This is a genomic window from Kitasatospora sp. NPDC091276 (assembly GCF_040684355.1).
Taxonomy (GTDB): domain Bacteria; phylum Actinomycetota; class Actinomycetes; order Streptomycetales; family Streptomycetaceae; genus Kitasatospora.
In genome coordinates this window covers 286,528-306,019 of record NZ_JBFBFU010000006.1, presented here as the reverse complement: position 1 = coordinate 306,019, position 19,492 = coordinate 286,528, and the positions used below count along the sequence as shown (strand labels likewise).

General features: G+C 73.0%; 19 protein-coding genes and 1 pseudogene. 9 read left to right on the top strand and 11 right to left on the bottom strand.

Annotated elements, in window-relative coordinates; translation table 11 throughout:
• Positions 1-92: 92 nt before the first annotated feature.
• A complete protein-coding gene (locus AB0O19_RS10630; protein WP_363619035.1) occupies positions 93-353 on the top strand; it encodes a hypothetical protein in 261 nt (86 codons plus the stop codon).
• A gap of 74 nt (positions 354-427) precedes the next feature.
• Here AB0O19_RS10630 and AB0O19_RS10625 read toward each other — a convergent pair whose 3' ends face one another.
• Positions 428-1,357, bottom strand: a complete 930-nt coding sequence (locus tag AB0O19_RS10625; protein ID WP_363619034.1) for a pentapeptide repeat-containing protein — start codon at positions 1,355-1,357, stop codon at positions 428-430.
• 160 nt (positions 1,358-1,517) lie between these two features.
• Here AB0O19_RS10625 and AB0O19_RS10620 point away from each other — a divergent pair, with 160 nt between their 5' ends.
• Entirely contained in the window at positions 1,518-2,219 is a 702-nt protein-coding gene (locus AB0O19_RS10620) for a GNAT family N-acetyltransferase (protein ID WP_363619033.1), read from the top strand.
• Here AB0O19_RS10620 and AB0O19_RS10615 read toward each other — a convergent pair.
• Both AB0O19_RS10615 and AB0O19_RS10610 read right to left on the bottom strand, forming a co-directional pair.
• Positions 2,144-2,998, bottom strand: coding sequence for an SGNH/GDSL hydrolase family protein (locus AB0O19_RS10615; RefSeq protein WP_363619032.1), 855 nt, complete (start codon positions 2,996-2,998; stop codon positions 2,144-2,146). The two genes, AB0O19_RS10620 and AB0O19_RS10615, sit on opposite strands and share 76 nt — an antisense overlap.
• A 145-nt stretch (positions 2,999-3,143) precedes the next feature.
• Positions 3,144-3,497, bottom strand: a pseudogene (locus tag AB0O19_RS10610) (helix-turn-helix domain-containing protein); the annotation flags it as partial.
• A 96-nt stretch (positions 3,498-3,593) separates the two neighbouring features.
• Between AB0O19_RS10610 and AB0O19_RS10605 the strand changes: the two are divergent.
• Positions 3,594-4,808 (top strand): pyridoxal phosphate-dependent aminotransferase, encoded by a 1,215-nt coding sequence (locus tag AB0O19_RS10605; RefSeq protein WP_363619031.1) that lies wholly within the window; start codon positions 3,594-3,596, stop codon positions 4,806-4,808.
• 18 nt (positions 4,809-4,826) lie between these two features.
• Positions 4,827-5,159 carry a YnfA family protein gene (locus AB0O19_RS10600; protein ID WP_063347058.1) on the top strand — a complete coding sequence of 111 codons (333 nt, stop codon included), beginning with the start codon at positions 4,827-4,829 and terminating at the stop codon, positions 5,157-5,159.
• A 99-nt stretch (positions 5,160-5,258) separates the two neighbouring features.
• Here the strand turns inward: AB0O19_RS10600 and AB0O19_RS10595 are convergent, their stop codons facing one another.
• The 3 genes from AB0O19_RS10595 to AB0O19_RS10585 form a co-directional block, all read right to left on the bottom strand.
• Entirely contained in the window at positions 5,259-6,926 is a 1,668-nt protein-coding gene (locus AB0O19_RS10595; protein ID WP_350886400.1) for a metallophosphoesterase family protein, read from the bottom strand.
• Positions 6,927-7,121: 195 nt separating this feature from the next.
• The gene (locus AB0O19_RS10590) at positions 7,122-7,376 is read right to left on the bottom strand and encodes a hypothetical protein (protein ID WP_063347060.1); all 255 of its coding nucleotides are present in this window, start codon (positions 7,374-7,376) and stop codon (positions 7,122-7,124) included.
• A 150-nt stretch (positions 7,377-7,526) separates the two neighbouring features.
• On the bottom strand, positions 7,527-7,931 hold the full coding sequence (locus AB0O19_RS10585) for a (2Fe-2S) ferredoxin domain-containing protein (protein WP_350886398.1): 405 nt from the start codon (positions 7,929-7,931) through the stop codon (positions 7,527-7,529).
• A 118-nt stretch (positions 7,932-8,049) separates the two neighbouring features.
• Between AB0O19_RS10585 and AB0O19_RS10580 the strand changes: the two genes are divergently transcribed.
• Positions 8,050-8,400, top strand: a complete 351-nt coding sequence (locus AB0O19_RS10580; protein ID WP_063347062.1) for a metalloregulator ArsR/SmtB family transcription factor — start codon at positions 8,050-8,052, stop codon at positions 8,398-8,400.
• 21 nt (positions 8,401-8,421) lie between these two features.
• Here the strand turns inward: AB0O19_RS10580 and AB0O19_RS10575 are convergent, their stop codons facing one another.
• The gene (locus AB0O19_RS10575; protein ID WP_363619030.1) at positions 8,422-10,077 is read right to left on the bottom strand and encodes an FAD-binding dehydrogenase; all 1,656 of its coding nucleotides are present in this window, start codon (positions 10,075-10,077) and stop codon (positions 8,422-8,424) included.
• A gap of 311 nt (positions 10,078-10,388) precedes the next feature.
• Here AB0O19_RS10575 and AB0O19_RS10570 point away from each other — a divergent pair, with 311 nt between their 5' ends.
• The gene (locus AB0O19_RS10570; RefSeq protein ID WP_363619029.1) at positions 10,389-11,327 is read left to right on the top strand and encodes an SGNH/GDSL hydrolase family protein; all 939 of its coding nucleotides are present in this window, start codon (positions 10,389-10,391) and stop codon (positions 11,325-11,327) included.
• A 60-nt stretch (positions 11,328-11,387) separates the two neighbouring features.
• On the opposite strand, the gene AB0O19_RS10565 is transcribed toward AB0O19_RS10570, so the two are convergent.
• Entirely contained in the window at positions 11,388-12,509 is a 1,122-nt protein-coding gene (locus AB0O19_RS10565; RefSeq protein WP_350886390.1) for a HoxN/HupN/NixA family nickel/cobalt transporter, read from the bottom strand.
• A gap of 325 nt (positions 12,510-12,834) precedes the next feature.
• Here AB0O19_RS10565 and AB0O19_RS10560 point away from each other — a divergent pair, with 325 nt between their 5' ends.
• Both AB0O19_RS10560 and AB0O19_RS10555 read left to right on the top strand, forming a co-directional pair.
• Complete coding sequence (locus AB0O19_RS10560) at positions 12,835-14,703, top strand: CocE/NonD family hydrolase (protein ID WP_363619028.1); 1,869 nt, start codon at positions 12,835-12,837, stop codon at positions 14,701-14,703.
• Positions 14,704-14,751: 48 nt separating this feature from the next.
• Positions 14,752-15,444, top strand: a complete 693-nt coding sequence (locus tag AB0O19_RS10555; protein ID WP_363619027.1) for an aspartate/glutamate racemase family protein — start codon at positions 14,752-14,754, stop codon at positions 15,442-15,444.
• Between the two features lie 49 nt (positions 15,445-15,493).
• On the opposite strand, the gene AB0O19_RS10550 is transcribed toward AB0O19_RS10555, so the two are convergent.
• Together AB0O19_RS10550 and AB0O19_RS10545 are read right to left on the bottom strand one after the other, a co-directional pair.
• Positions 15,494-15,892: a type II toxin-antitoxin system VapC family toxin gene (locus AB0O19_RS10550; protein ID WP_363619026.1), complete on the bottom strand. Its 399-nt coding sequence runs from the start codon at positions 15,890-15,892 to the stop codon at positions 15,494-15,496.
• A gap of 67 nt (positions 15,893-15,959) precedes the next feature.
• Positions 15,960-16,418 (bottom strand): MarR family transcriptional regulator, encoded by a 459-nt coding sequence (locus tag AB0O19_RS10545; protein WP_363619025.1) that lies wholly within the window; start codon positions 16,416-16,418, stop codon positions 15,960-15,962.
• 130 nt (positions 16,419-16,548) lie between these two features.
• On the opposite strand from AB0O19_RS10545, the gene AB0O19_RS10540 reads away from it, so the two are divergent.
• Positions 16,549-17,805 (top strand): alpha/beta hydrolase, encoded by a 1,257-nt coding sequence (locus tag AB0O19_RS10540; RefSeq protein WP_363619023.1) that lies wholly within the window; start codon positions 16,549-16,551, stop codon positions 17,803-17,805.
• Positions 17,806-17,883: 78 nt separating this feature from the next.
• Here the strand turns inward: AB0O19_RS10540 and AB0O19_RS10535 are convergent, their stop codons facing one another.
• Positions 17,884-19,434 carry a putative Ig domain-containing protein gene (locus AB0O19_RS10535; RefSeq protein WP_363619022.1) on the bottom strand — a complete coding sequence of 517 codons (1,551 nt, stop codon included), beginning with the start codon at positions 19,432-19,434 and terminating at the stop codon, positions 17,884-17,886.
• Between the last annotated feature and the right edge of the window lie 58 nt (positions 19,435-19,492).

Genomic DNA, 19,492 nt, shown 5'->3' with positions numbered 1-19,492 from the left:
TTTGACCTAAACATGTCATGTCGCGTTGCCCCCGCCTCCGCCGCGCTGCCACGATCGGGCCACTGCCCAGACGAACCAACGGGAGAAAAACCATGAGGATGCGTTCCGTTCTGCCCGTCGCCCTGCTGGCCGCGGCCGGCCTGTTCGCCGGCGTCAACACCGCCTCGGCGGCGGGGTACCCCGGCTACCAGTGCTTCAAGACCGCCGACCGCGTCGAGTACTGCAGCGACGCCAAGGTCAAGAACCACGCCGCGGGTACCAACTGGATCAAGACCTGCCCGGCCGACGTCGTGGCGCACATGGGCAAGCCGTACATCGCGGCGAAGCGCCCCTCCGCCGCGCACAGCTGTTAGCACCAGGCACCAGGAACACCGGGCCCGCCCGGCAGACACCTGCCGGGCGGGCTCGACCGTTGGCGCGGCAGGCCTCAGCGGCGACGCGGGCCGCCCGGACGGCCGCCGCTGCGCGGCTTGCGGGGGCCGCGCGCGCCGGTGGCGGCGGCCACCGGGGCGGAGGCCGTGGCGGGCCAGTGGGCGGGCCGGGTGAGGGTGCCCGGCAGGCGGGTGGTGGCGTCGCCGCGGGCCGCGTTCAGCTGGGCCTGGGTGAGGAAGAGGGCCTCGGTGAGGTCGGCGCCGGAGAGGTCGGCGTCGCGCAGGTCGGCGCCGACGAGGTCGGCGAGGCGCAGGTCGGCGCCGCTGAGGTCGGCGGCGACGAGCAGGGCGCCGCGCAGGTTGGCCCCGCGCAGGTCGGCGCCGCGCAGACGGGCGCCGAAGAGGTCGGCGCCGCGGTGTTCACGGCGGCGGGGGACGGCGGCGCGGACGAGTTCGCTGGCGCGCAGCAGCAGGTCGCTGACCCGCTGCCGGTGGGCGGGGACGTCGACGGCGAGGATCTCTTCGGGGGTGCCGCCGGCGAGCCGGTCGGTCTCCTCCAGGGCCTGCCGCAGGTCGGCGTGGACCGGGCGGGCGGGGGCGTAGCCGAGCGCCTCGGTGAGGTACCAGAGCAGTTCGTGGAGCTGGCGCACCACCGGGAAGACGTCGTACATGGGCTTGGCGTCGGCCGGTGCCTCGCGCCAGCTGCGGCCGCCGAAGGTGACCTGGGAGACGCGCTGCCCGGCGCCGAAGCAGTCGTAGACGGTGCAGCCCTGGAAGCCCCGGTCGCGGAGGCGTTCGTGGATGCCGCAGGTGAAGTCGGTCTGCAGGTTGCGGCACGCGCTGCCGGCGGCCTTGTCGACGGCGAAGTCCGTGCCGGCGCCGAAGGGCAGGGCGACGCAGCAGAGGCCGAAGCAGCTGGTGCAGTCGGAGCGCAGCTCGGTCGGCTGAGCCGCCGTGGGGTGCTGCGGCGGCTCGGTCTCGCGCACGTCGCGTGGTCCTTCCAGCGTGGGCACCGGCCGTCCGGTGCGTCGAGCTGCCAAGCCTACTGGGCACTGGCCACACCCGCCCCACCATCGGTAAGGTGTCAACTGGCAGTGCACCTATTACGACGTGCGCGCCCATCGCATATGGCATACGGGGGTAGGAGTGCAGGACCCGAGCATCAACGAACTCGTCCGGATGTGGATCGCCGGCTGGAGCGTCTCGCGCGGCGCGGCCGAAGCGGTGGACGAGCCCTGGGGCTGGACGATCGACGTCGGCGTGGTCGGCCACGTCGCCCGGCACGTGCTGCCCGAGCCGGCCGAGCCCGACGTCCGCAAGATCGCCGAGGCCACCACCGCACCGGGCACCTGGCTGAAGCTGTTCACCGAGGACACCGTCGCCCGGCCCTGGCTGGGCCCGCAGTGGCGGCTCGACCAGCCGGGGTACCTGATGACCGTCCCGCTGAGCGCCGAACGGCCGGAGGTGCCGGCCGGCTACACGGCGACCACCTGGACCCGGGGCGGGACCGTCCGGACCCTGGTCCGCACCGAGGCCGGACACCTCGCCGCACGCGGCCAGGCGGGACTGGCCGGCCCCGTGGCCGTCCCGGACCAGATCCTGACCGCGCCCGAGCACCGGCGCCGGGGCCTGGGCGCCCTGGTGATGCGGACCCTCCAGAGCGCCGGGCACGAGGCGGGCGCCGACACCGCCGTCCTGGTCGGCACCCCGGACGGCCGGGCGCTCTACACCTCGCTCGGCTGGACCACCCGCTCCCCGATGGCGAGCCTGGTCTACGAGCCCGCGGCCGTGCCCGCCGCCGGATCCGCAGCCGCGCCCGCCGCCGGAGCCGGGTCCGGAGCCGAGTAGGGCAGCAGCTCGGCCCGCTTCGGCGGCCGGCCGTCGCCGGAGGAGCGCCCGGTGAGCCGGCGGCCGATCCACGGCCCCAGGTGACCGCCCAGCCAACGGGCGTCGGCGCGCAGCCGCTCGGCCCGGCCGGGCGGGGCGGCGGGCGGCAGCGGGGCGCGCCAGTCGAAGGCGGCGGGGCGGCCGAGCGCCTCCAACACCCCTTCGGCGACCCGGCGGTGGCCCTCGGGCGACAGGTGCAGGCGGTCCTCGCCCCAGAGCCGGCGGTCGTCGAAGCAGGGGGCGGCGAACAGGTCGACGACGGCGACGCCCTCGTCCTGGCCGAGCTCGTGCACGAAGGCCTTCATCCGCAGGATGGCCAGGAGCAGCCGGGCGCTGCCCGCCATCCTGCGGGTCGGGTCGGTGCTGGTGAACAGCACCACGGTGGCGCCGGTGGCGCGCAGTTCCTCGGCGCAGCGGCCGAGCAGCCGCTCGACCCGGGCGATGTCGCAGCCGGGGCGCAGCGCGTCGTTGAGGCCGCCGACGAGGGTCACCAGGTCGGCGGCCATCGCGGTGGCGGCGGGGAGCTGCTCGTCGTGGATCTGGCCGATGAGCTTGCCGCGGACGGCGAGGTTCGCGTAGCGGAACCCGCCGTCACCGCCGTCAGCGCCGGCCTCGGCGGCGAGCGCGTCGGCGACCCGGTCGGCCCAGCCCCGGTAGTGGCCGTCGGGCAGCAGGTCGTCGCACATGCCCTCGGTGAAGGAGTCCCCGACGGCGACGTAACTGCGGTAGGTGGTGGGCACGGGCGGTCTCCGCTCTCCTCCGATGGCTCCGTGGCCCGACGATGCTACGCGCGGCCGGTCCGGGCGTCGGCAGCGGACCCGGCACCGACACCGGCATCTGCGCCTAACCCGCGACGGGCGCCCCGTCGTCCGCCGCGCTGGGGGTGAACCAGTGCTCGCGGACGGCGTCGGTGGGCCGCTGCTCGCCGAGGGCGGGCAGGCCCCACTCCCCCAGCGCCTCGATCACCGGGCGCAGTTCGCGGCCGCGTTCGGTGAGCTCGTAGACCGTGGCGTTGGCGGGCCGTTCGAGCCGGCGGCGCAGGGCCAGGCCGTCGGCCTCCAGCTGCTTGAGCCGGGCGGCGAGGATGTCGGTGGAGACGCCGGGCAGGTCGGCGTGCAGGTCGGTGTAGCGGCGCGGGCCGCCGAGGAGTTCACGGACGATCAGGAGGCTCCAGCGCTCCCCCACCGCGTCCAGGGCGCGGGCGACGGCGCAGTACTGGTCGTAGCTTCGGCGTGACATGCGGATCAGCATAGCCAAAAGGTTGGACTTTCCAAGTGCCAACTTGGTAGAACAAAGCATCAGCAACGATGCGGTGGTGACGGTCGGGAGGCCACAGTGGAGTTTCGGCAGTCCAGCAAGCTGAACAACGTGTGCTACGAGATCCGCGGCCCGGTGGTCGACCAGGCCAACGCCCTGGAGGAAGCCGGGCACAGCGTGCTGCGGCTGAACACCGGCAACCCGGCCCCGTTCGGCTTCGAGGCGCCCGAGGAGATCATCCAGGACATCATCCGCAACCTGCCCAAGGCGCACGGCTACAGCGACTCGCGCGGCATCCTGCCCGCCCGCCGCGCGGTGGTGCAGTACTACCAGCAGCGCGGCGTGGCCGGAGTCGGCGTCAACGACGTCTACCTCGGCAACGGCGCCTCCGAGCTGATCCAGATGGCCGTCACCGCGCTCGTCGACGACGGCGACGAGGTGCTCGTCCCGATGCCGGACTACCCGCTGTGGACGGCCGTGGTCCGGCTGGCCGGCGGCAAGGCCGTGCACTACCTGTGCGACGAGCAGGCCGACTGGTACCCGGACCTCGACGACATCGCCGCCAAGATCACCGCCCGCACCAAGGCCATCGTCGTCATCAACCCCAACAACCCCACCGGCGCGGTCTACCCGAAGGAACTGCTGGAGGGCATCCTCGACCTGGCCCGCCGCCACCAGCTGATGGTCCTGGCCGACGAGATCTACGACAAGATCCTCTACGACGACACCGAGCACCACTGCCTCGCCGCCCTCGCCGACGACGTCCTCACCCTCACCTTCAACGGCCTCTCCAAGGCCTACCGGGTGGCCGGCTTCCGCAGCGGCTGGCTGGTCGTCTCCGGGCCCAAGCAGCACGCCGCCGACTACCTGGAGGGCCTGACCATGCTCTCCGGCATGCGGCTGTGCCCCAACGTGCCCGCCCAGTTCGCCGTCCAGGCCGCGCTCGGCGGCCACCAGTCCATCAACGACCTGGTGCTGCCCGGCGGTCGGCTCACCGAACAGCGCGACGTCGCCTTCAAGGCCCTCAACGAGATCCCCGGCGTCAGCTGCGTCAAGCCCAAGGGCGCCCTGTACGCCTTCGCCCGGCTCGACCCGGCGGTGCACCGGATCGTCGACGACGAGCAGTTCGTGCTGGACCTGCTGCTCCGCGAGAAGATCCACGTCGTCCAGGGCACCGGCTTCAACTGGCCCCGCCCGGACCACTTCCGCTTCGTCACCCTGCCCCGCGCCGACGACCTGGAGACGGCCATCAACCGCATCGGGCGCTTCCTCGCGACGTACCGCCAGTCCTGACGCCTAGGCTTGCCGGTCATGACCGTCCTGCGTTCCGTCGCCCTGTTCGTCGTCGCCGCCCTCGCCGAGATCGGCGGCTGCTGGCTGATCTGGCAGAGCGTGCGCGAGCAGCGGCCGTGGTGGCTGGCCGGGCTGGGGGTGGTGGTGCTCGGCGGGTACGGCTTCGTCGCGGCGCTCCAGCCGGACAGCCACTTCGGCCGGGTGCTGGCCGCGTACGGCGGGGTGTTCGTCGCCGGGTCGCTGCTCTGGGGCGTGGTCGTGGACGGCTTCCGGCCGACCCGCTACGACGTGGTGGGCGCGCTGGTCTGCCTGGCCGGGGTCGCGGTGATCATGTACGGGCCCCGGCGCTGAGCGCACTGGGCCCTCCACGCACGGGGTTCTCCACGCACGGGGCCCCGGCGTCGAGGTGCGGACTCCTCGACGCCGGGGCCCGGCGAGCCGGTTCGGGGACTACCAGCCCCAGCCGCCGCCCTGACCGTCGTCGTCGTGGTCCGAGTCCCAGCCCTCGCCGACCTTGCGCAGGATCGTGTAGTTGTCGATCTGCGTGCCGTCCTCGGCCAGCGCGGTCACCTTCATGGACGACTTCTGGCCCAGGTGGGCCGGGGTGACGTCGACCTTGATGAAGGAGTAGCCGGTGTAGCGCACCCGCGACCACTGGATGGTCTCGGGGACCTTCACCTTGCCCTTCCCCCAGTAGTAGGTCTTCACCTCGTCCTGGTGGTTCTCGTGCCCCTCGTAGGTGTCCGGCACGTCGAACTTGTACAGGCTGCGGCCGGCCGCGCCCGCGGTCACGTAGACGACGCCGTCCTTCGCCGGCTCGATGGTGGCGCCGCTCGGCACCTGCTTCGAGACCTTGTTGCCGAGGATCGCGTCGGTGCGCTCGTAGATGTGGTTGTGGCCGTTGATGACCAGGTCCACCCGGAACTTCTCGAACAGCGGCACCCAGGCCTCGCGGACGCCGCCCTCGGAGGCGTGCGCGACGGTGGTGGAGAAGGCGCAGTGGTGGAAGAAGACCACGACGAAGTCGATCGTCTCGTCGTTGCGCAGGTCCTTGAGGGTGCGCTCCAGCCACTTGGTCTGCTTGTTCGCCGAGATCCCCAGGTTGGCCGGGATCTCGTAGGAGACGTCGTTGGCGTCGAGCGAGATGACGCCGACGTTCTTGTAGCGGAAGGTGTAGACGCCGGGGACCTTGCGCGGGTCCGGGCCGTTGTCCGGGAGGAAGAAGCGGGTGTTCTCGCCGCCGTACCCGTTGGGCGAGTACCAGGCCTCGATGTCGTGGTTGCCGTAGGCGACCATCCACGGCACGGTCGCCGCGACCGTCTCGGTCTGGACGAGGAAGTCGTCCCAGGTCCTGGCGTTGTACACGGACTTGTCGGGGTCCGTGCCGGAGCCCGCCGGGTCGGCGTAGCAGATGTCGCCGGCGTGCAGGTGGAAGGACGGCTTCTGGGCCAGGATGACGTGGTCGTTGCCGGCCGCGTGCGAGCTGACGCCCTGGTCGCCGAAGGCGGTGAAGGTGAACGGCTCGTAGACCTTGCCCCAGCGGTGGTCGCGGGAGGGCGCGGTGCGGAAGGTGTGCAGGGTGGAGATCTGCTGCTGCGAGGCCGGGTCGAAGCCCTCGTGGCCGACACCGTAGTAGTAGGTGGTGTCGGGGTGCAGGTCCTCCAGCGCCACGTGCAGGTAGTACTGGTCCACCGGCTGGCTGTTCGGGCTCAGCGCCGGGGTGTGCAGGGTGCGGACCTCGGCCTGGAGCTTGTGGCTGAGCTCCCACGGGGTCTTGCCGTAGCGCAGGAACGGCTTCTTGACCGGCGCCGGGACCTGCCAGGAGATGCGGAACTGGGTGTCGGGCTCGGGGCCGAACTGGAGGTGGCGCCCGATCGGCGCGACCAGCGAACCGTCGACGCCGGCCGTCGTGGCACCGGTCAGCAGCTGCGGGCTCGCCGGCGCGGCGAAGGCCGTTCCGCTGCCCAGCGCGCCGCCGACGGCGACGGCGCCGACGGTCACGGCGCCGGCGCGCAGCATCCGGCGGCGGGAGAAGCGGGCCCGCAGGTACTCGTGCTGCTCGGCCGTGCTCATGCGGTCGGCGAGCTTGGCCGGTACGCCCATGTGAGGGATATCCATGCGCGGGACTCTTCCAGCGGCGCGTTGACCGCACACGGACGCGGGGTGAACGGGCCGCAGCGCGCCGCCCATTCGAACACCAATGTTCGACCATGATCAGGTAAAGGACGCGCCCGCACCGGGCCGACCCCGGATCATGGCCGCCGCCGGCGGCGCGGCCTGAGCCCCCGTCGGCGCCGCCGCGGCCGGGGGCGCTCAGCCGGAGGGCTCGTCCCAGGTGGAGGGGGACCGGTTGCCGGTGCCGTCGCAGGTGCGGCAGATCTCGTCCCGGTAGGCGTGCTTGGCGCCGGTCGCGTCCACCCGGTAGCGGACGTACACCCCGGTGCCGTCGCAGAGGAAGCAGTTGCCGCCCCCGCCGCCCACCTCGGTGGTCCCGGTGCCCTGACAGGTCCGGCAGCTGAGACCGGCGGTCCGGCCGGTGCCCGCGCAGATGCGGCAGACCGTCGTCATCGTCGTCCTCCCTGGGCGGAACCGCTGGCAGCCACCGGTCATGCTAGTGGGACCGCCGAGGGCGGCGTCCAGCGGATCCTGCTCGGCCGCCGGATCGGCCAACCCCGCTGCGTCCCAACCGTGATGAGGACGGTTCGGCTCCACCGTCCGCTACTCCGCCAGGCCTTCGCGGACCCGGCGGGACACCGAGATGAGCTGGAGGTCGAGCAGTCCGGGCGGGTCGGCCAGCCCGGGGCCGCCCGCGTGCACCCAGGCGGCTATCTCGTCGATCATGTCGTCCGCCAGCACGAAGCCCAGCCAGACCGGGCGCCCGCCCGCCGCCCGCCCCTCCCCGGAGGGGCCGACCACCACCACGTTGGACTGGGTGCACACGTCCAGGCACTTGACCGCGCGGACCCGGCCCGCCGTACCCACCGCGGCCCGCAGCCGCTCGTACTGCCCGGCGTGGTCCACCCCCGGGTGCTTGGCCTCGGTGCCGCAGCAGCAGCCCCGGCAGACGGTGACGGTCACCGGGGAGGCGGCCGCCTGCTTGCGGTCCCGGTCTCGGCGGCTCATCGGCTCTGGAACTCCTCCTGGTCACGGGGCACGCTGCACGCGCAGCCTACCCGTCATGCCGAGAACCACTGCCGGGTACCGGGTGCCGGGGTTCGGCGGCGGTCCGTAGGATGCCCCCATGGGACACGCGACCACCGAGAAAGCCGTACCGCGGATGCGCCTGGACGCCTCCAACGCGGCCAAGGTCGCGACCACCCTCCAGGCGCTGGCCACCCCGTCCCGGCTGCTGATCCTCGCCGAACTGCGCGAGGGCCCGCGCGCGGCGACCGAACTCGCCGACGCCGTGGGCATGGAGCAGTCCGCCTGCTCCCACCAGCTGCGGCTGCTGCGCAACCTCGGCCTGGTCGTCGGCGAGCGCCGGGGCCGCTCGGTGGTCTACTCCCTGCACGACGACCACGTCGCCGCCCTCCTCGACCAGGCCGTGTACCACGTCGAGCACCTGCGGCTGGGCCTCACCGACGAGCGCTGAGGCCGCACCCGCCCCGGTCCCCTACGCCGTCGCCTCCGCCGCCGCGCGGCCGGCGGTGCGGCCGGAGAAGAGGCAGCCGCCGAGGAAGGTGCCCTCCAGGGAGCGGTAGCCGTGGACGCCGCCGCCGCCGAAGCCGGCGGCCTCGCCGGCGGCGTAGACGCCCGGGAGGGGTTCGCCGTCGGGGCGCAGGACGCGCGCGGAGAGGTCGGTCTCCAGCCCGCCGAGGGACTTGCGGGTGAGGATGTTGAGCCGGACGGCGATCAGCGGGGCGGCGCCGGGGTCGAGGATGCGGTGCGGCGGGGCCACCCGGATCAGCTTGTCGCCGAGGTAGCGGCGGGCGCCGTGGACGGCGGTGACCTGGAGGTCCTTGGCGAAGGGGTTGGCGAACTGCCGGTCGCGGGCCTCGACGGTACGGCGCAGTTCGGCGGGGTCGATCAGCGATTCGCGGGTCCTGGCGTTCATGCCGCGGGCGAGGTCGGCGAGGTTACTCGCGACGACGAAGTCGGGCCCGTGCCGCAGGTGGCTCCGGACCGGACCGGGGGCGCCGGGCAGGGCGCGGCCGAGGACGCCGCGCACGGACTTCCCGGTCAGGTCCGGGTTCTGCTCGGAGCCGGAGAGGGTGAACTCCTTCTCGATGATGCGCTGGTTGAGCACGAACCAGGTGTGCCCGTAGCCGGTGGACATGATGTGGTCGAGCGTGCCGAGGGTGTCGAAGCCGGGGAAGAGCGGGACGGGCAGCCGGTTGCCGCGCGCGTCCAGCCAGAGCGAGGACGGGCCGGGCAGGATGCGGATGCCGTGCCGGGCCCAGATCGGGTCCCAGTTCTCGATGCCCTCGGTGTAGTGCCACATCCGGTCGCCGTTGATGAGGCTGGCGCCGGCGTCGCCGGCGATGCCGAGCATCAGCCCGTCGACGTGGGCGGGGACGCCGGAGAGCAGCTTGGCGGGCGGGGTGCCGAGCCGGGCGGGCCAGGCCTTGCGGACGAGGTCGTGGTTGCCGCCGATGCCGCCGGAGGTCACGATCACGGCCTGGGCGCGCAGTTCGAACCGTCCGGCGGCCTCGCGCGAGCTGGCCTCGCCGCGGGCCGCCGGACTGGGCACCAGCACCTCGCCGGTGACGGTGTCGGTGACGCCCGCGGTGGCGGCCAGGCCGGTGACCCGGTGCCGGAAGCGCAGGTCGACCAGCCCGCGGGCGGCGGCGGCGCGGACCCGGCGGACGAAGGGCTCCAGCAGTCCGGGCCCGGTGCCCCAGGTGATGTGGAAGCGGGGCACCGAGTTGCCCGGGCCGTCCGCGAGGAGGCCGCCGCGCTCGGCCCAGCCGACGACGGGGAAGAACCGGACGCCCAGGCCGTGCAGCCAGGAGCGCTTCTCGCCGGCCGCGAAGTCGACGTAGGCCTCGGCCCAGCGGCGCGGCCAGGCGTCCTCGGGCCGGTCGAAGCCGGCGGTGCCGAACCAGTCCTGGCGGGCCAGGGCGTGCGAGTCGCGGATCCGCATCCGGCGCTGCTCGGGCGAGTCGACCAGGAAGAGGCCGCCGAAGGACCAGTGCGCCTGGCCGCCGAGCGAGGCCGCGGGCTCCTGGTCGAGCAGGATCACCTTCCGTCCGGCGTCGGCGAGTTCGGCGGTGGCGGCGAGTCCGGCGAGTCCTGCTCCGATGACGATGACGTCGGCGTCCAGGGCCATGCGCAGTCCTCCGTCGCGGCGAGCGGGACGGCGCGCGCGGGGTGGGCGCCGTCGCTGTGCGCCCGATACTGCGGCCTGCGGTGACGTCCGGTCAACCGGCCGGTAACAACCGACTGCGGCAATTCCGCTCCACACCGTTTCGGAAATGCCCTCGATACACGGTGGAGCGAAATGCGAAATGCGATCTGACGGAATTTCGGAAATTTCCGCGCACGGCATGGACGTCCACGAAACCAACAAGTAACTTACCTGCGAGTAGCCGCGGCCCGGCACGACCCCCACCCGTCGTTTCTCTCCCCCCAGGAGGAACCGTGCTCCCCCCTGCCCGGAAACCCCGATACCTGCGCAGCTCCACCGCGCTCGCCTCCGTCGCACTGGGCGCCGCCCTCGCGCTCACCTCCACCAGCGCCCAGGCCGCCACCCCGGCGCCCAAGCACCTCGTGGCGCTCGGCGACTCCTACGCCGCCGGCGCGGGCGTGCCCGGCCAGTCGGCCGGCCTGTGCCTGCGCTCCGACCGCAACTACGGCCACCTGGTCGCCGCCGCCCTCAAGGCCGGCGCGTACACCGACGTCACCTGCGCCGCCGCCAAGGTCAAGGCCATGACGCAGCCGCAGTACGACGCCTTCATCCGGGTCAACGACCCGCAGCTGGACGCGGTGACCCCCGACACCGACCTGGTCACCCTCGGCATCGGCGGCAACGACCTCGCGGCCAGCGACCTCGGCCTCGGCGAACTCGTCGCCACCTGCATCGCCGGCGCGGTCGTCAACCCGCTCGGCACGCCCTGCAAGGACGTCTACCACCACGGCTACTGGGACTGGAGCAGCTGGTCCTGGCAGTACGGCAACGACGACCTGGCCGAGCGGATCACCGGCAGCATCGCGCCGCAGGTCGCCGACACGCTGCGGCGCATCCACGCCAAGGCGCCGCGGGCCCGGGTGCTGCTGGTCGGCTACCCGTCCGTGCTGCCCGCCGACGGCCGCTCGTGCATCCTGCGCCAGCCCGTGACCCCGGGCGACGTCGAGTACATGCACGGCGTGCTCGACAAGCTGAACGCCGCGCTCAGGAGCACCGCGGCGGCCGGCGGCGCGACGTACGTCGACACCGCCACGCCCACCGCCGGGCACGACGTGTGCTCGGACGACCGCTGGATCGAGGGCGCGCTGCCCGGCTCGCCCGCCGTGCCGTTCCACCCGAACGCCACCGGCGAGAAGGTGATGGCGGACGCGGTGCTCGCCGCGCTGCGGTAGGCCCCGGAACGCCGAGGGGGCGGCGACCGGACTCCGGTCACCGCCCCCTCCGCCCCGTCGCTACTCCGACTTGGCGGCCGCGGCGGCCAGGCCGGCCGACCACTTCTCCTCGACCTTGCCGAACTTCCAGTAGGCGATCGCCGCGACCCAGGTCAGCACGAACAGGCCGACGATCGCGTAGCCGACGAAGTTGAGGTCCAGCCCGCCGATCCAGGCGATCGGGCCGCTGGTGATGTCCAGCTTCTCGCCGAGCAGGCCGATCAGCTCGACCAGGCCGATCACCAGCGCGACCAGCACCGACAGGCCGGTGACGGTCAGGTTGTAGTAGATCTTGCGGACCGGCTTGGAGAAGGCCCACTCGTAGGCGAAGTTCATGAACGAGCCGTCGATGGTGTCCAGCAGGCTCATCCCGGCCGCGAACAGGATCGGCAGCGTGAGCAGCGCGTACCAGGGCAGCGAGAACGCGGCCGCGCCGCCGGCCAGCACCAGCAGCGACACCTCGGTCGCGGTGTCGAAGCCGAGGCCGAACAGCAGGCCCACCGGGTACATGTGCCAGGGCTTGGTGACGGCCCTGGTCACCCGGCCGAGGATGCGGTTCATCAGCCCGCGCCGCTCCAACTGGCGCTCCAGCTCGGCCTCGTCGTACTCGCCCACGCGCATCCGGCGGAACACCTTGAGGATGCCGTTGAAGGCGCCCAGGTTGATCAGGCCGAGGAGCAGCAGGAACGTCCCGGAGACGGTGGTGCCGATCAGGCCGGTCATCGTGTGCAGGGTCGAGTCGTCCGCCTCCACCTGGTCGGCGAGCGAGCGGATGCCGAAGGCGAGCAGCGCGCAGAGGCCGAAGACGATCGAGGAGTGCCCGAGCGAGAACCAGAAGCCGACCGACAGGGGCCGCTTGCCCTGGCCCATCAGCTTGCGGGTGGTGTTGTCGATCGCCGCGATGTGGTCCGCGTCGAAGGCGTGCCGCATCCCGAGGGTGTAGGCGGTCAGGCCCATGCCCGCGCCGAACACCTGGCCGCCGACGTCGTAGTGCTCGGGCGCGACCAGCGCGAGCAGGGTGAACCAGCCGACGACGTGCAGCACGAGGATGAAACCGCCCATCCCGGCCAGGCGCATCCACTCCTCCCGGGTGAGCCGGTCACGCCATCTGACGGGCGAGGCACCTGCGGCGGGGCTGGACATCCTGTGGTCCTTTCGGGTGGTCCGGGCGAAGCTGGGCCATCTTTCCCCCCTCGGGGAAGCAGTTGCAAGTCATGTGCAAATGCCGGACGGCGGCGAACAGGGGCACGCGGGCGCGGACGGGGGGCGTGCGACGGCGGGCACACGCCCGCTCGCGCCGGGCCCCACCCGGCCGCGCCGACCGGCGGGCCGCGACCACCGCGCAGCCTTCGTCAGGAAATCGGACGATTCCTCCCCTAGGGTCGAGATGCCGACACCCGCGGCGCGCTCCCCGTACGCGCCGCGGACCCTCCGGCGCTCACCGGCCCGGGATCCGATGGGAGCGGCCATGCCGTCCTACCCCTTCCGCACCACCCGCGAGGACGTCCGCATCCCGCTGCCCGACGGCACCCGGCTGGCCGCCCGGCTGTGGCGCCCGGTCAGCGACGAACCCGTCCCCGCCGTGCTGGAGTACTCCGCCGGCCGGCTCACCGACCGCACCGCCGCCGAGGACGCCCGCCGCCACCCCTGGTACGCCGGCCACGGCTACGGCGCCGTCCGCGTCGACACCCGCGGCCACGGCAACTCCGACGGCCTGCCCGGCGAACCCGGCGGCGGCCAGGAGCTCGACGACGGCGCCGCCGTCCTCGACTGGCTCGCCCGCCGCCCCTGGTGCAGCGGCCGGGTCGGCCTGCTCGGCGTCGGCGCCGCCGGCACCACCGCCCTGCTGCTCGCGGCCCGCGCCCCCGACACCGTCGGCGCCGTGGTCACCGCCTGCCCCGAAGGCGGCCACCGCCTCGGCGGCGCCCTGCTCGCCGCCGACCTGCACACCCGGCTCACCGCCCTGGTCGCCGACGCCGCCCTCCCGCCCGACCCCCGGCACGTCGGCGACGCCTGGCGCACCAGCTGGCTGGCCCGCCTCGAATCCCTGGACCCGCCCGTCGACGCCTGGCTCGCCGCCGGCGGGACCACCGTCCCCGTCCCCGCCCCCACCTTCGCCGTCGCCGGCTGGGGCGACCCGTCCTGCTCCTTCGTCCTGCGCCTGCTCGCCACCTCCCCCACCGCCCGCGCCCTGCTCGGCCCCTGGCCGCACGGCCTGCCCGAGGACACCCTCCCCGAGACCCTGCGCTGGTGGGACCACTGGCTGCGCGACCTCGACACCGGCGCCCTGGCGGAGCCCACCCTGCGCAGCTGGATCGGCACCCGCTGGACCGGCGAGGAGACCTGGCCCTCCCCCGACGTCCGGGAGATCCACTACGGCCTCGACGGCCCGCTGCGCACCGCCGGCACCGCCTCCGACGACCGCCACGTCCGCGTCCGCTCCCCGCAGCACACCGGCCTCAACGCCGGCGCCTACGTCCCGCGCGGCCGCCCCGCCGACCAGCCGCCCGACCAGCGCGAGGAGGACGGCCGCTCGGTCTGCTTCGACTCCCACCCGCTGCCCGAACCGGTCGAAGTGCTCGGCACCCCGACCGTACGGCTGCGCCTGCGCGAGGGCGGCCCGCCCGCCCAGATCACCGCCCGGCTCTGCGCCGTCGGCCCGGACGGCACCTCCACGCTGCTCACCCGGGGCGTCCTGGTCGCCACCGGCCCCGACGCGGACGTCGAGCTCGCCGCCTGCGCCGGCACCCTCCCGGCCGGGCACCGGCTGCGGCTCGCCCTCTCCTCGGTCTACTGGCCGTGGGTGTGGCCCACCCCGGACGACGCCGGCTACGCGCTCGACCCGTCCCGCTCCGCCCTCACCCTGCCCACCCGGCACCTCGCCGCCGACGTCGGCGCCGCCCCCGTCGTCTTCGAGGCCCCCGCCCTGCCCGAGCCGCTCGACATCCACCGCACCGAGCCGCTGACCGCCCGGCCCGAGCACGTCACCGTGCACGACATCGGCCGCCGGGAATGGCGCGCCGAACTCTCCCCCGCCACCGACGGCAGCCGCACCCACCCCGACGGCCTGGTCCGCGACGAGCACACCGTCACCGCCTACCGGGTGCTCACCGGCGCCCCGCTCAGCGCCCAGGCCCGCACCGACCACACCGTGCGCCTCGAACGCCCCGACATCGGCTGGGACGTCACCGTCCAGACCCGCACCCAACTGCGCTGCGACGCCGGGCACTTCCTCAGCATCGTGCAGCTGCGCGCGCTGGAGGCCGGTTCGGTGGTGTTCGCCCGGGAATGGCAGCACCGCGTGCCGCGCTGGATTCCGCAGGACGATTCCAAGTAATCCTTATACCTTTGCTTTCAATTCCCGAATTGCTTTATAAATGGCGGCATGAAGACCCTCGGCCTGATCGGCGGCATGAGCTGGGAATCCACCGCCGAGTACTACCGCCTCCTCAACGAGCTCACCCGCGACCGCCTCGGCGGCCTGCACTCCGCGCCGCTCGTGCTGTACTCGGTCGACTTCGCCGCCATCGAACGGCTCCAGGCCGACGGCCGCTGGACCGAGGCCGGCGAGGTCCTGGCCGGCGCGGCACGGTCCCTGGAGGCGGCCGGCGCCGAACTGCTGCTGATCTGCACCAACACCATGCACAAGGTCGCCGACCAGGTCGCGGCCGCGACCCCCGTCCCGCTGCTGCACCTCGCCGACGCCACCGCGGACGCCGTCCGGGCCGCCGGACTGCACCGGATCGGGCTGCTCGGCACGGCCTTCACCATGGAACAGGACTTCTACCGCGGCCGGTTGGCCGCCCACGGCCTCGACGTCCTCGTCCCCGGCCCCGGCAGCCGCGCCCTGGTCCACCGGGTGATCTACCAGGAGCTGTGCCTCGGCCTGGTCCGCGAGGAGTCCCGCGCGGCGTACCGCCGGGTGATCGACGAACTGGTGGCCGCCGGCGCCCAGGGGATCATCCTCGGCTGCACCGAGATCGAACTGCTCGTACGCCCCGAGGACAGTGCCGTCCCCACCTTCCCCACCACCCGCCTGCACGCCGAAGCCGCCGTCACCGCCGCCCTGGCCCCGTGACGGCCCGGCGGGTCGGGGGCCCTCGCGCCGGGTCGGCGGCGGCATCGCCCTAGGCGGTCAGGGCCTCGACGGGGGCGACGGCCACCAGCTCCTCGGCGGCGCGGGCGACCTCCAGGTCGAGCGTGATGAACGCGTCGGCCTGAAGCCGGGTCAGCGCGATGTACTCGGCGTCGAGGGTGTCGGGCCAGCCGAGGCGCTCGGCGATCCCCCAGGCGGTGGACTGCAGGACGCGGTCCCCGAGGAGCCGGATCCTCAACGCGCGCAGGTAGTCCAGCCGGCGGTCGGCCTCCGCCCTGGTCAGCCCGCCCTGGCGGACGGCCTGGTAGAGGAGCGACAGCACCTGCGAGCGGAGCAGCGTCGGGGCCAGCAGCCGGTGCTCCTGCGGGATGACGGCCCGCTCGCCGGCCAGGCGCAGCGCCACGGCCGGCGCGATCACGTACTTGGTCACGGGCGCTCACCTCCGGGAAGGGCCTCGCGCGACCTTGCCGCGCCTTCCGCAGGGTAGGCCCTCCCGGTCAGAGCCGGTCGTAGATGGCGGCCAACTGCCGGAGCACGTCGGTCGCGGCGTCCAGGGCGGGGGCGTCGTGGTGCGCCAGTGCGGTGTCGAGCGCCCGCGCCAGGGTGGCCTGGCGTTCGTCGTGGCGGCGCCGGCCCGCGTCGGTGAGGGCGACCAGGACGGACCGCTTGTCGCCCGGGGGGCGCTCCCGGGTGACGTAGCCGGCCGTGGCGAGGTTGTTGACCAGCTGGGTGGTGGCGGCGCTGGTGGTCTCGGTGGCGGCGGCGAGCTGGCCGATCGACAGCGGGCCCGTCTCGGCCAGGACGCGCAGGGCCCGGGCGTGGGTGAGGGAGAGCGCGCCGGGGGTGCGGGTGGCGCGTCCGCGCAGTCGGGAGTCGGCGGCGCTGAGGCTGTAGGCGGCGCGGGCGAGCCGGTCGAGGGCCTGCTCGCGGGCGGGGGTGGGTTGGGGCTGCGACATGGGGGCGGCCTCCGTGGCTCGTATCGACGGTCGGGTTGACAACAGAATATCCTAAGTACTTAATAGATAAGTACTTAGCGACTCGGCGGCACAGCCACCGAGCCCCCTATCGACACGGAGGACACCCGTCATGACCGTTCGTTCGACCGGACAGAACTGGGCCCTGGACATCGCCCTCGCCCAGGGCGGCTTCGACGCCCTGCACCCCCAGGCCAAGGGCACCCTGGAGCAGCTCGGCCACGACCACACCGACTTCGACAAGGTCTTCGCGCTGGTGCAGAGCGGCGTGATGCTGCCCAAGGCCTGGGCCACCATCGCCGGGCAGGCCGAGGAGCGCGCCGCCCACCACGAGCGCGGCGGCTTCGCCCAGACCGCCGCCGACCTCTACGTGCGCGCCTCGGTGATGTGGGGCCGCGCGCAGTACTCGATCTTCGACGCCGCCGACCCGCGCAAGCTCGCCTTCCGCGAGCACGCCAACCACTGCGTGGAGCGCCTGGGCGCGCTGCGTGACAACCGGGTGCGCCGCGTCGTCCTCGACTTCGAGGGCAAGCAGATCTTCGCCCTGCTGCACCTGCCGGCCGGCGAGGTCCGCAACGCCCCCGCGGTGATCCTCGGCCCGGGAATGGACATGATCAAGGAGGACTACATCCACGCGGCGGAGCGGTACTACACCTCGCGCGGCATCGTGGCCCTGTCCATCGAGGGTCCGGGCCAGGGCGAGAGCCGGGCCAACGGGCTGACCGTCGACCTCACCAACTACGAGCGCGCGATCAGCCGCTACATCGACCACCTGGCCTCGCTGCCCGAGGTCGACGCGGCCCGCATCGGCATGTTCGGCATCTCGATGAGCGGCTACTGGGGCTCGCGCGCCGCCGCCACCGACCGCCGCCTCGCCGCGCTGGCCGCCTTCGAGGCCGTCACCGGCGACTTCACCACCATCTTCGAGCGCGCCCAGCCGACCTTCAAGAACAACTACATGTACATGGCCGGCTACACCGACGAGGACGCCTTCGACACCGAGCTGGTCGCCCGGATGCCGCTGGGCGACCTGGTCCGGGAGATCGCCTGCCCGGTCGTCTACGGCATCGGCGAGTTCGACGAACTCACCGTGCTGGAGCAGGCCCTGGCCAACTACGAGCGCATCCGCGCGCCCAAGGAGATGCGCGTCTACGAGAACGAGTTCCACCCGCTGGGCGGCACCGCCGCCGAGGTCTTCCGCTTCGGCGCCGAATGGGTCGAACGCGCCCTGAACGGCGAGCTCGCCGAGCCCGGCCGCGACGTCCGGCACTACGTCCACAGCGACGGCCGCACCACCGACGGCACCGCCAACCCCACCTGGTGGCTCGGCACCACCCCGGCCGTGATCGCCGACGCCCGCCGGGCGTGACACCGGGCGGCCTCCGGCGCGCACGGTCCGGCCCCGGGGTGCGGGAGCCCCGGGGCCGGACGGTGTGCTGGTGGTGCGTCAGCCGGTCTGGATGGAGGTGTCGTCGATCACGAAGCTCGTCTGCAGCGAGGCGTCCTCGGTGCCGGTGAACTTCAGGGTGACGCTCTGGCCCGCGTAGGACGAGAGGTCGAAGGTCCGCTGCTGGTAGCCCGCCGCGGCGTCCGCGTTGGAGTACGTCTTCAGCGTGGTCCCGTTCACCGACACGGCCAACTTGTCGTACGCGGTGCTGCCCGACTCAGCCGTGTCGATGTGCAGCCAGAAGCTCAGCGTCGCCTTGCAGCCCGCCGGGATCGTCACCGTCTGCGCCAGCGTGTCGGTGTGCGAGGAACCGTAGCCGTTCAGCCACGCCTTCCACGAACCACCGTGCGCCGCCTGCGAGGAACTGTTGTCCACCACGCCGGAGCTGGTCGTCCACGGCGCCGCCGAGCCCGTCTCGAAGCCCGCGTTGCCCAGCAGCTGCGCCGGCGTGCAGGTGCCGCCACCGCCACCGGTCACCGTCCACGTGAAGCTCGCCGTACCCGACTTGCCCGCCGAGTCCTTCACCGTCACCGTCACGTTCGACGAACCCGCCGTGGTGGCGGTACCGGTGATCGCACCCGTGGAGGCGTTGATCGCCAGCCCGGCCGGCAGGCCCGTGGCGCTGTACGACAGCGGCGCGGCACCACCGGAAGCGTTGATCTGGAGGTTCACCGCACCGCCGACCGCGGTCGACTGGTCACCGGGGCTGCTGACGGAGACCGTGCCGCTGCCGGCCGGCTTGGTGAGCAGGCAGCCCGCCACGTTGAGGTCGATGACCCGGCCGTTGCCGAGGCAGGTGGTGAACCAGTAGGTCTCCTCACCGTAGCTCTGGCCCTTGGTGGCCGTGGTGGTGCCGTCCGCGGCGACCTCGCACGGGTTGTCCAGGGTGCACATCTCGCCGTTGTCGTTGCCGGTGTTGTTGATGCCGATGATCCGCCCGCTGGCGGAGTCGATGATCGGCGAACCGGAGGTGCCGTGCGTGGTGTTGCAGCCGGAGCTGTAGCGCAGCGAGTCGTGCCAGGTCCACTGGTCCTCGCGCAGGGTGGGCACGAACCCGTTGACGGAGCAGTTCCACACCTGCTTCCAGTACGAGGAGGGTATGTACATCGCGGCGCCGTCGGTCGGGTGCGTGTCGTTGACGGTCAGCGCGGTGGCGCCGTACTTGGAACTGATCGAGCCGTAGGTGTCGGTGAGTTGGTAGAGCGCGACATCGGTGCCGGTCATGGTCGCGTAGACGACCTTGTCGGCCTGGACGGTGCCGAGGCTGTTGCCGGCGCCGTCCAGCAGGGTGCCGCTGCGGCTCGCGCTCGCGTTCTGGATGACCTGGCCGGCCGTGGGCATGGTCGGCAGGCAGTGGCCGTTGGTGAGCATCAGGGCCCGGTCGCCGGCCACCGAGGTGGGGTAACGCACCAGCGAGGCCGAGCAGTTGCTCAGCGCGATGGTGGAGGTCAGGTCGCTGGCCTGGACGGCGTGCGCGGGGACGGCGGCGAGGGTCAGCCCGCCCGCGACGACGGCGCCGACGCCGGCCATCGCGGCAAGTCTCTTGAACATGGCTCTCCTTGTGGGGGATCGCGGGGTGTACGACTGGTCGCCGAGGCCCGCGCCGCAC

Coding starts and splice junctions, on each gene's coding strand:
- AB0O19_RS10560 (WP_363619028.1), top strand. CDS start 12,835: ATGCCGTCCTACCCCTTCCGCACCACCCGCGAGGACGTCCGCATCCCG.
- AB0O19_RS10630 (WP_363619035.1), top strand. CDS start 93: ATGAGGATGCGTTCCGTTCTGCCCGTCGCCCTGCTGGCCGCGGCCGGC.
- AB0O19_RS10545 (WP_363619025.1), bottom strand. CDS start 16,418: ATGTCGCAGCCCCAACCCACCCCCGCCCGCGAGCAGGCCCTCGACCGG.
- AB0O19_RS10600 (WP_063347058.1), top strand. CDS start 4,827: ATGACCGTCCTGCGTTCCGTCGCCCTGTTCGTCGTCGCCGCCCTCGCC.
- AB0O19_RS10580 (WP_063347062.1), top strand. CDS start 8,050: ATGGGACACGCGACCACCGAGAAAGCCGTACCGCGGATGCGCCTGGAC.
- AB0O19_RS10535 (WP_363619022.1), bottom strand. CDS start 19,434: ATGTTCAAGAGACTTGCCGCGATGGCCGGCGTCGGCGCCGTCGTCGCG.
- AB0O19_RS10590 (WP_063347060.1), bottom strand. CDS start 7,376: ATGACGACGGTCTGCCGCATCTGCGCGGGCACCGGCCGGACCGCCGGT.
- AB0O19_RS10575 (WP_363619030.1), bottom strand. CDS start 10,077: ATGGCCCTGGACGCCGACGTCATCGTCATCGGAGCAGGACTCGCCGGA.
- AB0O19_RS10585 (WP_350886398.1), bottom strand. CDS start 7,931: ATGAGCCGCCGAGACCGGGACCGCAAGCAGGCGGCCGCCTCCCCGGTG.
- AB0O19_RS10555 (WP_363619027.1), top strand. CDS start 14,752: ATGAAGACCCTCGGCCTGATCGGCGGCATGAGCTGGGAATCCACCGCC.
- AB0O19_RS10540 (WP_363619023.1), top strand. CDS start 16,549: ATGACCGTTCGTTCGACCGGACAGAACTGGGCCCTGGACATCGCCCTC.
- AB0O19_RS10595 (WP_350886400.1), bottom strand. CDS start 6,926: ATGGATATCCCTCACATGGGCGTACCGGCCAAGCTCGCCGACCGCATG.
- AB0O19_RS10565 (WP_350886390.1), bottom strand. CDS start 12,509: ATGTCCAGCCCCGCCGCAGGTGCCTCGCCCGTCAGATGGCGTGACCGG.